This window comes from Streptomyces sp. NPDC051987 (genome assembly GCF_040680735.1).
Classification (GTDB): domain Bacteria; phylum Actinomycetota; class Actinomycetes; order Streptomycetales; family Streptomycetaceae; genus Streptomyces.
This window is the reverse complement of sequence record NZ_JBFAXI010000041.1, coordinates 59,809-72,782: the sequence shown is the minus strand read 5'-3', so window position 1 is coordinate 72,782 and position 12,974 is coordinate 59,809. Positions and strand designations below refer to the sequence as shown.

Sequence of the window (12,974 nt, the reverse complement as noted above, 5' to 3'; positions counted from 1 at the left end):
TAGGCGAACAGGGCGGCGAAGCCGAGGCTGCCGGTGAGCAGGTACCCGGTGAAGGGTCGCAAAGAGGTGCGGCCCCACCGTCGTACCGCCGGAGTCTGTCGGGGAGATCAGCCCCGGTGCCCGCCGTTCCCGTTGTTCCCGCCGTTCCCGTTGCCCTGGAAGAAGCCGTCGGGGAAGGAGAAGGTCGGGTTCGGGGTGGCACCGCCGTCCGTGCCGCCGTCGTTCGCGCCGCCGATGAGACCGCCGATCAGGCCGCCCGTGTCGTTGCCCCCGTTGTTGTTGCCGTTGCCATCACCGTTGCCCTTGCCCTTGCCGTGGTCGTTCTCGTCCGGGATGTCGACGAGGTTGAAGGACTCGTCCGGCTTGCCGTCCAGGGCGCCGGTCATGGCGTCCTTCCAGATCGGGCCCGGGGTGTCGGCGCCGAAGACCTCGGAGTGGTAGACACCGCCGATCGAGATGTTGGTCATCTCGATGTTCTGCTTGGCGCTGCCGACCCAGACCGCGCCCGCGAGGTTGGGCGTGTAGCCGACGAACCAGGCGTTCTTGCGGGAGTCCGTCGTACCCGTCTTGCCGGCGCTCTCCCGGTCGTCCAGGCCGGCCTGCTGACCGGTACCGGAGTCGATCACACCACGCAGCAGGGTGTTGATCGTGTCCGCGGTCTTCTCGCTCATCGCGCGCGAGCAGGTCGACTTCGGGACGGCCAGGGACTTCTGCTCGTTGGCGACCTTCTGGGTGATCGACTCGATGGCGACCGGCGTGCAGTACATGCCGCGGTCGGCGAAGGCGGCGTACGCGCTCGCCATGGTCAGCGGGGAGAGACCGATCGCGCCGAGGGCGATGGACGGGGTCTCGGGGAGCTTCGAGCCGTCGCCCTGGTGGACGTGGAGCGAGTCGGTCATCTTGACCACCGGGCAGAGGCCGATGTCGGAGATCAGCTGGACGAAGTAGGTGTTGATGGACTTCGCCATCGCCCTCTTCATCTGGTACGGCCCGACCTCGGACTCGTTCTCGTTCTCGACCTCCTCGCCCGACGTGTTGACCCACTGCTTGCCGTTGCACTGCTGCACGGGGCTCGGGTAGTTCATCTTGTACGGCGACGAGTACTCCTGCGTCGCCGGCGTGCCGCCCTCGATGGCGGCCGCCGCCACGAACGGCTTGAACGTCGAACCCGTCGGGAAGCCGTAGTTGGAGCCGCCGTAGTCCCGGTCGACCGAGAAGTTGTACTCGGTCTCGTTCTTGTTGTAGCCGTACGGCTTCGACTGGCCCATCGCCAGGATCTTGCCGGTGCCGGGCTCCACGAGGGTGGCGGCGGCAGCGACCGAGTCGGACTTGTAGACGTGGTCCTTGATCGAGCTCTGCACGGAGTCCTGGGCCTGCGGGTCCAGGGTCGTACGGACGGTCAGGCCGCCCTGGTTCCAGAGCTTGGCGCGCTCCGCCGAGGTCTTGCCGAAGACCGGGTCGTTGAGGAAGACGTTCTCCACGTACTTGCAGAAGAACCCGGCGCCCTTGACGGCGGTGATGCAGCCGTTCTTCGGCTGGGTCACGTGCAGGCCGAGCGGGGCCTCCTTGGCCTTGTCGGCCTCCGCCTGGGAGATGTCGCCGAGTTGGGCCATGCGTTCGAGCACGACGTTGCGCCGCTTGGTCGCCTCGGCCTCGTCGTTGACCGGGTCGTAGCGGCTCGGTGACTGCACGATGCCCGCGAGCAGGGCCGACTGCTGGAGGTTCAGGTCCTTGGCGTGCTTGGAGAAGTAGCGCTGGGAGGCGGCCTCGATGCCGTAGGCCTGCTCACCGAAGAAGGTGATGTTCAGGTAGTTCTCGAGGATCTTCTTCTTGCCCAGCTTCTCTTCCAGCTGGATCGCGTACTTCAGCTCCTTGACCTTGCGGCCGAGGGTCTGCTGGGTGGCCTCGGCGACCTTGGTCGGGTCGTCGCCGGCCTCCTCGATGAAGTAGTTCTTCACCAGCTGCTGGGTGAGCGTGGACGCGCCCTGGGCGACCCCGCCGCTCTGCGCGTTCTTGTTCAGCGCGCGCAGCACGCCCTTCAGGTCGATCGCGCCGTGCTGGTAGTAGCGCGAGTCCTCGATCGCGACGATCGCCTTCTGCATGTACGGCGAGATGTCCTTGAGGTCCACCACCGTGCGGTCACGGGAGTAGACCTGGGCGATCTGGTTGCCCTTGCTGTCGAGGATCGTGGTGCGCTGGCTGAGCTGCGGGCTCTTCAGGTTGGCCGGGATCTCGTCGAAGCCCTGGACCGAACCCTTGGCCGCGAGCCCCAGGGCCCCGGCCGCGGGCAGCGCGATGCCCGCCATCACGGCTCCCGCGAGCACACTCACACCGAGGAACTTGGCGGCCTGCTGCGTGGTCGACAGACCACCGCCCGAGCGCTTCTTTGGCATGGGGGCAGCCTAATCCGTAGTCCTGGCCGTTCCGCGGGAGCGGGTGGCTCTCGGGATGTTCGAGTGCAGGATCGTGACATAGAGGGCGACCTGCCTCACGCCGTACGACGGCACGACGACATGAACGGTCTACCTTGCCATTCGCCGGACACACGGACAGGCCTTGGCCTAAGCTGCTCTTAACTGTCACAGCAGCGCGGCCATGTATCAATACGTCCGGCGACCCCGAATCGTTTCGGAATCCACCCACTTTTTTTCGGGTGATGTGTTGATGGCGTGTCCGAATCCGCCTTGTGTGTCACCTGGCGTCCGTTGTGGTGCACCGTAGCTGTCCCGGTTTGACGCGATCATCACGCATGTCGCCAGCTCACTCCCGCGGGTGATCTGCCGCTTACCCATAGTCCGTTCGGGCCATTCAAGATTGGGCCCGAAGGGGGTGTTGCGCTGTGCCCACCTTCCGTAACGTCCTCAACTGGCGGCGGTGAATATGCCGCTGCCGCCGTGGGGGAGCCTCGATTCGGGAGAGGACGGCGCCGGTATGGGCTGGGTAACCGACTGGAGTGCGCAGGCCGCCTGCCGCACTACCGATCCGGATGAACTGTTCGTTCAAGGAGCAGCGCAGAACAGGGCCAAGGCGGTGTGCACCGGATGTCCGGTACGCACCGAGTGCCTGGCCGATGCGCTGGACAACCGCGTCGAGTTCGGCGTGTGGGGAGGCATGACGGAGCGGGAGCGCCGCGCACTGCTGCGCCGGCGGCCCACCGTGACCTCCTGGCGCAGGCTCCTGGAGACAGCGCGCTCGGAGTACGAGCGGGGGACCGGGATCGTCCCCCTCGACAGCGACGAGGTGTACGAGAACTACGCAGCGGTGAGCTGACCGGGCCGACCGGACCGGTCTACGACAGCTCGGGCCGGCCGGCCGCGAGCCGGTCCCCGATGTCCCGCAGCCCCGCGAGGTCGTGCACATCGCCGGGGAGCGCGGCCACCTCCACCACGGCCACCTCGGGATGGCGCGCGGTGAAGCGGTCACGTGTGCGCTGCTCGCGGGAGAGCAGCTGCATACGGTCGGCGTGCAGCCTCAGCAGGCCTGCGGTGAGCTGGTCGACGGTGCGGTCCGGGCTTTGTGACGCCAGGCTTTCTGACGCCGGGCTCTCTGACGAGGGGGATTCGTCAGTCGGGTCCGCAGCCATGTCCTCGGGCCCTGACGAGGGGGATTCGTCGGGCCGGGACTCGGACGGCACAGGCGCGGGTGATTCAGAACTGTCGTACGTGTCGGGGGAGTTACGAAGTCCAGCTTTCCCGCCACCCTGATCCACAATGCGGGGCTCCTCAAGATTTTCCGCGGCGGCGAGCGCACGCTCCGCCGACAGCCGGTCGGCGCCGCTGCCGTGGACCCGGTTGAGGACCAGACCGACCAGCGGCATGTCCTCCGCGGCCAGCCGCTCCACGAAGTACGCGGCCTCCCGCAGCGCGTCCCGCTCCGGGGCCGCCACCACCAGGAACGCCGTACCGGGCGCCTGAAGCAGCTTGTACGTCGCGTCCGCGCGCGTGCGGAACCCGCCGAACGTCGTGTCCATCGCGGAGACGAAGGTCTGCACGTCCTTCAGCAGCTGCCCGCCGAGCAGCTTGCCGAGGGTGCCGGTCATCATCGACATGCCGACGTTCAGGAAGGCCATGCCCGCGCGGCCGCCCAGTTTCGCGGGCGCGGTGAGGAGGCGGATGAGCCGGCCGTCGAGGAAGGAACCGAGGCGCTTCGGAGCGTCGAGGAAGTCCAGCGCGGAGCGCGAGGGCGGGGTGTCGACCACGATCAGGTCCCATTCGTCCCGGGCCCGCAACTGGCCCAGCTTCTCCATCGCCATGTACTCCTGCGTGCCCGCGAAGCCCGCCGAGAGCGACTGGTAGAAGGGGTTGGCCAGGATGGCGGCCGCCCGCTCGGCGTCCGCGTGCGCCTCCACGACCTCGTCGAAGGTGCGCTTCATGTCGAGCATCATGGCGTGCAGTTCGCCGCCGCCCTCGGTGCCCTTCACCTTCCGCGGCACGTTGTCCAGCGAGTCGATGCCCATGGACTGGGCCAGCCGCCGGGCCGGGTCGATGGTGAGCACCACCACCTTGCGGCCGCGTTCGGCCGCCCGCAGGCCGAGGGCCGCCGCGGTGGTGGTCTTCCCGACCCCGCCCGAGCCGCAGCACACCACGATCCGCGTCTCCGGGGCGTCCAGCAGCGGATCGACGTCGAGCGCGGGCGCGTGAGCCAGCCGGCGCGCGCCGTCCTGCGCCGGGTTCTTGGCCGTGTCCCGCGCCCCGTTCTTGGCCGTGTCCCGCGCCCCGTTCTTGGCCGTGTCCTGCACCCCGTTCTTGGCCGTGCCCTTGGCTGGTTTGTCGGCGGGGTCCTTGGCCGCACCCTTGGCCGGTTTGTCCGCGGGGTCCTTCGCCTGGTTCGGGTCCGGAGTCATGACATCCCCTGTTTCCGCAGCTCGGTCGCGAGTTCGTACAGGCCCGCCAGATCCATCCCCTCGGCGAGCAGCGGCAGTTCGTGCCGCGGCAGGTCCAGCTCGGCGAGGACCGCGCGCTGCTCGTGCTCCAGCGCGTACCGCTCGGCGTACTCGGCGGCCTGCCCGAGCAGCGGGTCCACCAGCTGCTCGGCCTTCCCGCCGCGCCGTGCCCCGCCCAGCCCGGCCGCCGACAGCGCCTGCGCCACGGCGGTGCGCGGCACATTCCGTACGAGTTCCAGGTCGGCCGCGTCCAACACCTCCGGCCGGACCATGTTCACGATGACCCGGCCCACCGGCAGCCGCGCGGCCCGCAGTTCGGCGATGCCGTCGGCGGTCTCCTGGACCGGCATCTCCTCCAGGAGTGTGACCAGGTGCACGGCCGTCTCCTCGGACTTCAGCACCCGCATCACGGCCTGCGCCTGGTTGTGTATCGGGCCGATCTTGGCCAGCCCGGCCACCTCGTCGTTGACGTTCAGGAAGCGGGTGATGCGGCCGGTCGGCGGGGCGTCCATCACCACGTAGTCGTAGACGAACCGCCCGGCCTTGTCCTTCCTGCGCACCGCCTCGCACGCCTTGCCGGTCAGCAGGACGTCCCTGAGACCGGGCGCGACGGTGGTGGCGAAGTCGATCGCGCCGAGCTTCTTCAGCGCCCGGCCCGCCCCGCCCAGTTTGTAGAACATCTGGAGGTAGTCCAGAAGGGCCAGTTCGGGATCGATGGCGAGCGCGTAGACCTCACCGCCTCCCGGCGCTACGGCGATCTTCCGCTCTTCGTAGGGCAACGCCTCCGTCTCGAAGAGCTGGGCGATGCCCTGCCGACCCTCGACCTCCACGAGAAGCGTCCGCTTCCCCTCGGTCGCGAGGGCCAGCGCGAGTGCGGCGGCGACCGTCGTCTTTCCGGTCCCGCCCTTGCCGCTGACGACCTGGAGCCTGCTCACGTCTTCGAGACTAACCAGTCCGCCGGACACTCACGCGGGAGGCTGTGGACAACCGTGCGTGCGGTGGGCCACGTGTCCCCTCCGTCACAACGGATACAGTCGCCCCCATGACCAAGTGGGAATACGCAACCGTGCCTCTGCTCGTCCATGCCACGAAGCAGATTCTGGACACCTGGGGCGAGGACGGCTGGGAGCTCGTCCAGGTGGTGCCCGGGCCCAACCCCGAGCAGCTCGTGGCCTACCTGAAGCGGGAGAAGCCCTGATGAGCGCCATCGAGGCCAGGTTGGCCGAACTCGGTCTCACCCTGCCGGCGGTCGTCCCGCCGCTCGCCGCCTACCAGCCGGCCGTGCGGTCCGGTGCGTACGTCCACACCTCCGGCCAACTGCCGATGGTGGACGGCAAGCTCCCGGTCACCGGCAAGGTCGGCGCCGAGGTCACCGCGGAGGAGGCCAAGGAGCTGGCCCGCGTCTGCGCGCTGAACGCCCTGGCCGCCGTGAAGTCCGTCGTCGGCGACCTGGACCGGATCGCGCGCGTGGTGAAGGTCACCGGCTTCGTCGCCTCGGCGAGCGACTTCACCGGCCAGCCGGGCGTGGTCAACGGTGCCAGCGAACTGCTCGGCGAGGTTCTCGGCGACAAGGGCGTGCACGCGCGCAGCGCGGTGGGCGTCGCGGTGCTGCCGCTGGACGCGCCGGTCGAGGTCGAGGTCCAGGTCGAGCTGGAACCGTGAGTGCGGTGGGCGCCGTCGATGCCGTAGGAGTCGTCGATGCCGTGAGGGCAGGCGGTGGCGCGAGGGCGTCCGTGCAGTGAGGGTCCTCGGTGCCGTGAGGGCCGTCCGTGCCGCGCCGTCCGTGCCGCGTCGGCCGTGGCGCGTCGGCCGTGCCGCGTCGGCCGTGCCGCGTCGGCCGTGCCGCGTCGGCCGTGGCGCGGTGGCCCGGTGGAGCCCCTCTCGAACATTCGCTCCCTACGGGATAGCCTCCGGTAATGGCCGATGGACAGTGGTATCCCCCCGAGTGGCCGGACCGGATCCGCGCACACGCGGAGGGCACCCTCGTGCCGGTGGTCCCGAAGCGTGCGGCCACCGTGCTGCTCCTGAAGGACACCCCGGACGGCCCCGTCGTCCACATGCTGCGCAGACGCGCCTCCATGGCCTTCGCCGGAGGCGCGTACGCGTATCCGGGCGGCGGCGTCGACCCGCGCGACGACGACCACCAGGTCCGCTGGGCGGGCCCCACGCGCGCGTGGTGGGCCGAACGGCTCGGTGTCGACGAGGCGGGCGCCCAGGCGATCGTCTGCGCCGCCGTGCGCGAGACGTACGAGGAGGCCGGCGTCCTGCTCGCCGGACCGGCCCCGGACGCCGTCGTCGGCGACACCACCGGGGACGACTGGGAGGCCGACCGCGCCGCCCTGGTCGCCCGTGAGCTGTCCTTCGCCGAGTTCCTGGACCGGCGGGGCCTGGTGCTGCGCTCCGACCTGTTGGGCGCCTGGACGCGCTGGATCACCCCGGAGTTCGAGAGCCGCCGCTACGACACCTGGTTCTTCGTCGCCGCCCTGCCCACGGGCCAGCGCACCCGCAACGCCTCCACGGAGGCCGACCGCACGGTGTGGATCCGCCCGGCCGAGGCCGCCGCCGGCTACGACAGGGGCGAACTGCTGATGATGCCGCCCACCATCGCCACGCTCCGCCAACTGGTGCCGTACTCCACGGCCGCCGAGACGCTCGCGGCGGCGCCCGCGCGGGACATGACCCCGGTGCTGGCCCGTGCCCGTCTGACGGACGGCGCGATCGTCCTGAGCTGGCCGGGCCACGACGAGTTCACCAAGTACATACCGACCGACCTGACGAGCGGTGGAACCCGACCATGACGGACGCAGCAGCCCTGCCCGGCCAGCCGCGCGGCGCGGTCCTCTCGGGGCCCGCCACCGCGCGGGCCGTCAACGTGCTGGCGCCCAACGCCTCCGCGATGACGCTGGACGGCACCAACACCTGGATCGTCTCGGAACCCGACTCCGACCTGGCCGTGGTGATCGACCCGGGCCCGCTGGACGACGGCCACCTCGAGAACGTCGTCGACACCGCCGAGAAGGCCGGCAAACGCGTCGCCCTGACCCTCCTGACCCACGGCCACCCGGACCATGCCGAGGGCGCCGTACGCTTCGCGGAACTGACCGGCACGCGCGTGCGTGCCCTCGATCCGGCGCTGCGCCTCGGGGACGAGGGGCTGGCCGCCGGTGACGTGATCACCACCGGCGGGCTGGAGCTGCGGGTCGTCCCGACCCCGGGCCACACCGCCGACTCCCTGAGCTTCCACCTTCCGGCCGACCGCGCGGTCCTGACGGGCGACACCGTCCTGGGGCGCGGTACGACGGTCGTGGCGCACCCGGACGGCCGTCTGGGCGACTACCTGGACTCGCTGCGGCGGCTGCGCTCGCTCACGGTCGACGACGGCGTCCACACCGTCCTGCCGGGCCACGGACCGGTCCTGGAGGACGCCCAGGGCGCCGTCGAGTTCTACCTCGCGCACCGCGCCCACCGGCTCGCCCAGGTGGAGACGGCCGTCGAGAACGGCCACCGCAGCCCCGCCGAGGTCGTCACCCACGTGTACGCCGACGTGGACCGCTCCCTGTGGCCGGCGGCGGAACTGTCGGTCCGGGCCCAGCTGGACTACCTGGCCGAGCACGGGCTGATCCCGACCGACTTCTAGCCCCGCCCGGGTCCCTCAGTCCCGGGTCTCAGTCCCGGGTCTCAGTCCCGGGTCTCAGTCCCAGCCCGCGGGTCTGGGCGCCTTCAGGCCGTGCACGCGCGCGTGCGAGCCCTCGCGGTCGATGAAGCCCAGGGGGGCCAGGCCGCGGGGCGCGACTGTTCCGGACATGGGGAACCACGCTCCAGCCCCTCCAGCCCCCCCAGCCCTTCCAGCCGCTCCGGCGCCTGCGGACGAGGCCGGTGACGTGGGGGCCGGGATGGTGATGAGGATGGGGCGGAGCGGGTGGGCGGGTGGGGGCGGCAGCCCCCGGAAACCGCCTACCGGGACCGCTTGGCCAGTCGCTCGACGTCCAGCAGGATCACGGCCCGTGCCTCCAGCCGCAGCCAGCCGCGCTGGGCGAAGTCCGCCAGTGCCTTGTTCACGGTCTCGCGGGACGCGCCGACCAGCTGGGCCAGCTCCTCCTGCGTGAGGTCGTGGACGACGTGGATGCCCTCCTCGGACTGCACGCCGAAGCGGCGGGAGAGGTCCAGCAGGGCGCGCGCGACCCGGCCCGGCACGTCGGAGAAGACCAGGTCGGACATGGCGTCGTTGGTCTTGCGCAGCCGGCGGGCGACCGCGCGCAGCAGCGCGGTGGCCACCTCGGGACGGGCGTTCAGCCAGGGCTGGAGGTCGCCGTGGCCGAGGCCCAGCAGCTTGACCTCGGTCAGCGCGGTCGCGGTCGCCGTGCGCGGGCCGGGGTCGAACAGCGACAGCTCGCCGATCAGCTCTCCGGGGCCGACGACGGCGAGCATGTTCTCGCGGCCGTCGGGGGAGGTGCGGTGGAGCTTGACCTTGCCCTCGGTGACGACGTAGAGCCGGTCGCCCGGGTCGCCCTCGTGGAACAGGGAGTCGCCACGGGCGAGGGTCACCTCACTCATGGAGGCACGCAGCTCCGCGGACTGCTCGTCATCGAGCGCCGCGAAGAGCGGGTTGCGCCGCAGAACGTCGTCCACGAGTTCTCTCCTTGTCGACCTGCTCAGGGGAACCTTGCTCCCCCTTGGTACCAGGGGACCGTGTTCCCCATTTTGCCGGACGGTCCAAACAGTGTGATCTGTCACAAGGATGCCGCACCGCTGTCCCCGGGTAAGCGGCAGGGGTCCAATCGGGGGCTGATCTTCCGGGTCCGGGGCGGATGACGGTGCCGGGCTTTAGGCTGGCCGGGTGTCCAAATCGCCGGTGAGAGCACAGGCCAAGGGGGCTGGGCGGGTGGTTGTACGAGGTGATTCCGCTGTGGGCGAACAAGGGTCCGATACCGCCGCCGGTGAACCGAAAAACGCGACAGAAGCGACGAAAGCCGTGAAACGGGCGGCCGTGAAGAAGGCCGCCGTGAAGAAGGCGGCCGAGAGGAAGCCGACGGTGCAGAAGGCGGCGGCCAAGAAGACGCCGACGGAGAAGGTGGCCCCGAGGAAGACGACGGTGGCCAAGACGGCGGCGACTAAGAAGACGGCGGCGGCGAAGACGGCGGCGGCGAAGAAGACGCCGGCCAAGAAGGCCTCGGTCGAGAAGGCCGCCGCTGAGAAGCCGCAGCCGGGTGGGAAGCCGCAGCCGGGCGGGAAGCCGGAGTCGCCGACCGCGCTCGTTCGCCGGGCCCGTCGGATCAACCGGGAACTCGGCGAGGTGTACCCCTACGCGCACCCCGAGCTGGACTTCGAGAACCCCTTCCAGCTCCTGGTGGCCACGGTGCTCTCCGCCCAGACCACCGACCTCAGGGTCAACCAGACGACCCCGGCGCTGTTCGCGAAGTACCCCACCCCCGAGGACCTGGCCGCCGCCAACCCGGAGGAGGTCGAGGAGATCCTGCGGCCGTGCGGGTTCTTCCGGGCCAAGACCAAGTCGGTGATAGGGCTCTCCAAGGGGCTGGTGGACCAGTTCGGCGGGGAGGTGCCGGGGCGGCTCGAAGACCTCGTCAAGCTGCCCGGCGTCGGCCGCAAGACCGCGTTCGTCGTGCTCGGCAACGCCTTCGGGCGCCCCGGCATCACCGTGGACACGCACTTCCAGCGCCTGGTTCGCCGCTGGCGGTGGACCGCGGAGACCGACCCCGACAAGATCGAGGCGGCCGTCGGCGCGCTGTTCCCCAAGAGCGACTGGACCGACCTCTCGCACCACGTGATCTGGCACGGCCGCCGGATGTGCCACGCCCGCAAACCCGCCTGCGGCGTCTGCCCCATCGCCCCGCTCTGCCCCGCCTACGGCGAGGGCGAGACCGACCCGGAGAAGGCGAAGAAGCTGCTCAAGTACGAGAAGGGCGGCTTCCCCGGCCAGCGGCTGAAGCCGCCGCAGGCGTATCTGGACGCGGGCGGCCGGCCGGCGCCGCCGCTGGGCGCCGCATCAGGGACCTGACCCGGGGGTCCTCTCAACGGCGGATCAGGGCCCGATCGGGGAACCGGTCAGGGACGGATCAGGGACAGAGAACGGAACGATCAAGGAGACTTCGGGCGTTGGAACGGGCAGGACGGGGGAGCAGGGCCGGACGGGGGATGCCGTGACACAGAGCAGCAGGGCGCAGGAGGGCGGTCCGCGCGAGGGCGTGGCGCTCAGCAAGGAGGGCCTGCCCGCGTGGCTGGACCCGGTGGTGCGGGCCGCCGAGACGGTCCAGCCGCTCCAGCTGAGCCGCTTCCTGCCCCCGGAGAACGGCGCGGGGCGGCAGTCGGCCGTACTGATCCTGTTCGGTGAGGGGAAGCAGGGGCCGGAGCTGCTGCTGATGGAGCGGGCAGGGTCGTTGCGCTCGCACGCCGGGCAGCCCTCCTTCCCCGGCGGCGCCCTCGACCCCGAGGACGGCGACCCGAAGGCCGACGGGCCGCTGCGGGCCGCTCTCCGCGAGGCCGAGGAGGAGACCGGGCTGGATCCGGCCGGCGTCCAGCTGTTCGGGGTGCTGCCCAGGCTGTACATCCCGGTCAGCGAGTTCGTGGTCACCCCGGTGCTGGGCTGGTGGCGCGAGCCGAGCCCGGTGGACGTCGTCGATCCGAACGAGACGGCGCGGGTCTTCACCGTTCCCGTGGCGGATCTCACGAATCCGGCCAACCGGGCCACCACCGTGCACCCCAGCGGCCACCGAGGTCCGGCATTCCTGGTCGAATCGGCCCTGGTCTGGGGGTTCACGGCCGGAGTGATCGACCGCCTGCTGCACTACGCCGGATGGGAGCGCTCCTGGGACCGCGAGAAGCTGGTCCCGCTCGACTGGCGGTCATGACAGGGTGTCGTTCGTGAATGTGCTGGACATCCTGTTGCTGGTCGCCGCCGTGTGGTTCGCGATCGTCGGCTACCGCCAGGGGTTCGTCGTCGGCATCCTGTCGGTGATCGGCTTCCTGGGCGGCGGACTCGTCGCCGTCTACACCCTGCCGGTGATCTGGGACGCGGTGACCGACAACGCCGAGGTGGGCACCACCGCGGCGGTGGTCGCCGTGGTGGTCGTCATCGTCTGCGCCTCCGTCGGCCAGGCCCTCACCACCCACCTGGGCAACAAGCTGCGCCGGTACATCACCTGGTCCCCGGCCCGCGCCCTGGACGCCACCGGGGGCGCGCTGGTCAACGTGGTGGCGATGCTCCTGGTCGCCTGGCTGATCGGCTCCGCCCTCGCCGGCACCACCCTGCCGACGCTCGGCAAGGAGGTGCGCAACTCCAAGGTGCTGCTCGGGGTGTCCAGAGCGCTGCCCAACCAGGCCGACACCTGGTTCGCGGACTTCTCCAAGGTCCTCGCGCAGAACGGCTTCCCGCAGGTCTTCAGCCCCTTCGCCAACGAGCCGATCACCGACGTCTCACCGCCCGACCCCGCCCTCGCGAACAGCGCGGTGGCCACCACCGCCAAGCAGTCCATCGTCAAGGTGACGGGCACCGCGCAGAGCTGCGGCAAGATCCTGGAGGGCACCGGCTTCGTCTTTGCCGACCGCCGGGTGATGACCAACGCCCACGTGGTCGGCGGCGTCGACGAGCCCACCGTCCAGATCGGCGGCGAGGGCCGCAGGTACGACGCCAAGGTCGTCCTCTACGACTGGCAGCGCGACATCGCCGTACTGGACGTGCCGGACCTGCGGGCCAAGGCCCTGAAGTTCTCCGCCAAGGACGCGGCGAAGACCGACAGCGCGATCGTCGCCGGCTTCCCGGAGAACGGGTCGTACGACGTCCGGCCCGCCCGGGTGCGCGGTCGTATCACCGCCAACGGCCCGGACATCTACCACCGCGGCACCGTCCGCCGTGACGTCTACTCGCTGTACGCGACCGTCCGCCAGGGCAACTCCGGCGGCCCGCTGCTCACGCCCGAGGGCAGGGTGTACGGGGTCGTCTTCGCGAAGTCACTGGACGACGCCGACACCGGGTACGCCCTCTCGGCCGACGAGATCCAGCCGGACATCGGCCGGGGCCGTACCGCGAGCCAGCAGGTGAGCACCGACAGCTGCGCCCTGTAGGGAGCCCCTGGAA

General features: G+C 70.4%; 12 protein-coding genes. 8 read left to right on the top strand and 4 right to left on the bottom strand.

The genetic code is table 11. The annotated features are described in order from the left end of the window. Positions 1-107 precede the first annotated feature (107 nt). Positions 108-2,393 carry a transglycosylase domain-containing protein gene (locus AB0M11_RS22700; protein WP_365708200.1) on the bottom strand — a complete coding sequence of 762 codons (2,286 nt, stop codon included), beginning with the start codon at positions 2,391-2,393 and terminating at the stop codon, positions 108-110. Positions 2,394-2,931: 538 nt separating this feature from the next. Between AB0M11_RS22700 and wblA the strand changes: the two genes are divergently transcribed. Continuing rightward, positions 2,932-3,270: a transcriptional regulator WblA gene (gene wblA / locus AB0M11_RS22695; RefSeq protein ID WP_132856581.1), complete on the top strand. Its 339-nt coding sequence runs from the start codon at positions 2,932-2,934 to the stop codon at positions 3,268-3,270. 19 nt (positions 3,271-3,289) lie between these two features. Here the strand turns inward: wblA and AB0M11_RS22690 are convergent, their stop codons facing one another. Beyond that, positions 3,290-4,843: an ArsA family ATPase gene (locus AB0M11_RS22690; RefSeq protein WP_365708198.1), complete on the bottom strand. Its 1,554-nt coding sequence runs from the start codon at positions 4,841-4,843 to the stop codon at positions 3,290-3,292. Continuing rightward, positions 4,840-5,817, bottom strand: a complete 978-nt coding sequence (locus AB0M11_RS22685; protein ID WP_365708196.1) for an ArsA-related P-loop ATPase — start codon at positions 5,815-5,817, stop codon at positions 4,840-4,842. Before AB0M11_RS22685 ends, AB0M11_RS22690 begins: the two co-directional genes overlap by 4 nt. 107 nt (positions 5,818-5,924) lie before the next feature. Between AB0M11_RS22685 and AB0M11_RS22680 the strand changes: the two genes are divergently transcribed. The 4 genes from AB0M11_RS22680 to AB0M11_RS22665 all read left to right on the top strand — a co-directional run bounded on the left by AB0M11_RS22680 (position 5,925) and on the right by AB0M11_RS22665 (position 8,519). Then, positions 5,925-6,080: a DUF4177 domain-containing protein gene (locus tag AB0M11_RS22680; protein WP_181806301.1), complete on the top strand. Its 156-nt coding sequence runs from the start codon at positions 5,925-5,927 to the stop codon at positions 6,078-6,080. Continuing rightward, positions 6,080-6,544, top strand: a complete 465-nt coding sequence (locus tag AB0M11_RS22675) for a RidA family protein (protein ID WP_365708194.1) — start codon at positions 6,080-6,082, stop codon at positions 6,542-6,544. The genes AB0M11_RS22680 and AB0M11_RS22675 overlap by 1 nt, the downstream gene beginning before the upstream one ends. Positions 6,545-6,798: 254 nt before the next feature. After that, the gene (locus tag AB0M11_RS22670) at positions 6,799-7,680 is read left to right on the top strand and encodes an NUDIX hydrolase (RefSeq protein ID WP_365708192.1); all 882 of its coding nucleotides are present in this window, start codon (positions 6,799-6,801) and stop codon (positions 7,678-7,680) included. Beyond that, the gene (locus AB0M11_RS22665) at positions 7,677-8,519 is read left to right on the top strand and encodes an MBL fold metallo-hydrolase (protein ID WP_365708190.1); all 843 of its coding nucleotides are present in this window, start codon (positions 7,677-7,679) and stop codon (positions 8,517-8,519) included. The genes AB0M11_RS22670 and AB0M11_RS22665 overlap by 4 nt, the downstream gene beginning before the upstream one ends. 317 nt (positions 8,520-8,836) lie before the next feature. Here AB0M11_RS22665 and AB0M11_RS22660 read toward each other — a convergent pair whose 3' ends face one another. Beyond that, a complete protein-coding gene (locus tag AB0M11_RS22660; protein WP_018547939.1) occupies positions 8,837-9,511 on the bottom strand; it encodes a Crp/Fnr family transcriptional regulator in 675 nt (224 codons plus the stop codon). Between the two features lie 343 nt (positions 9,512-9,854). Here AB0M11_RS22660 and nth point away from each other — a divergent pair, with 343 nt between their 5' ends. From nth to AB0M11_RS22645, 3 genes are all read left to right on the top strand, one after another. Next, positions 9,855-10,898, top strand: coding sequence for an endonuclease III (gene nth, locus AB0M11_RS22655; RefSeq protein WP_365708188.1), 1,044 nt, complete (start codon positions 9,855-9,857; stop codon positions 10,896-10,898). Between the two features lie 142 nt (positions 10,899-11,040). Continuing rightward, complete coding sequence (locus tag AB0M11_RS22650) at positions 11,041-11,748, top strand: CoA pyrophosphatase (RefSeq protein WP_365708186.1); 708 nt, start codon at positions 11,041-11,043, stop codon at positions 11,746-11,748. A gap of 13 nt (positions 11,749-11,761) precedes the next feature. Next, the gene (locus AB0M11_RS22645) at positions 11,762-12,961 is read left to right on the top strand and encodes a MarP family serine protease (protein ID WP_365708184.1); all 1,200 of its coding nucleotides are present in this window, start codon (positions 11,762-11,764) and stop codon (positions 12,959-12,961) included. Positions 12,962-12,974: the final 13 nt, after the last annotated feature.

Excerpts from the sequence above, each read along its gene's own strand:
- AB0M11_RS22700 (WP_365708200.1), bottom strand. The coding sequence starts at position 2,393 with ATGCCAAAGAAGCGCTCGGGCGGTGGTCTGTCGACCACGCAGCAGGCC.
- wblA (WP_132856581.1), top strand. The coding sequence starts at position 2,932 with ATGGGCTGGGTAACCGACTGGAGTGCGCAGGCCGCCTGCCGCACTACC.
- AB0M11_RS22690 (WP_365708198.1), bottom strand. The coding sequence starts at position 4,843 with ATGACTCCGGACCCGAACCAGGCGAAGGACCCCGCGGACAAACCGGCC.
- AB0M11_RS22680 (WP_181806301.1), top strand. The coding sequence starts at position 5,925 with ATGACCAAGTGGGAATACGCAACCGTGCCTCTGCTCGTCCATGCCACG.
- AB0M11_RS22675 (WP_365708194.1), top strand. The coding sequence starts at position 6,080 with ATGAGCGCCATCGAGGCCAGGTTGGCCGAACTCGGTCTCACCCTGCCG.
- AB0M11_RS22670 (WP_365708192.1), top strand. The coding sequence starts at position 6,799 with ATGGCCGATGGACAGTGGTATCCCCCCGAGTGGCCGGACCGGATCCGC.
- AB0M11_RS22665 (WP_365708190.1), top strand. The coding sequence starts at position 7,677 with ATGACGGACGCAGCAGCCCTGCCCGGCCAGCCGCGCGGCGCGGTCCTC.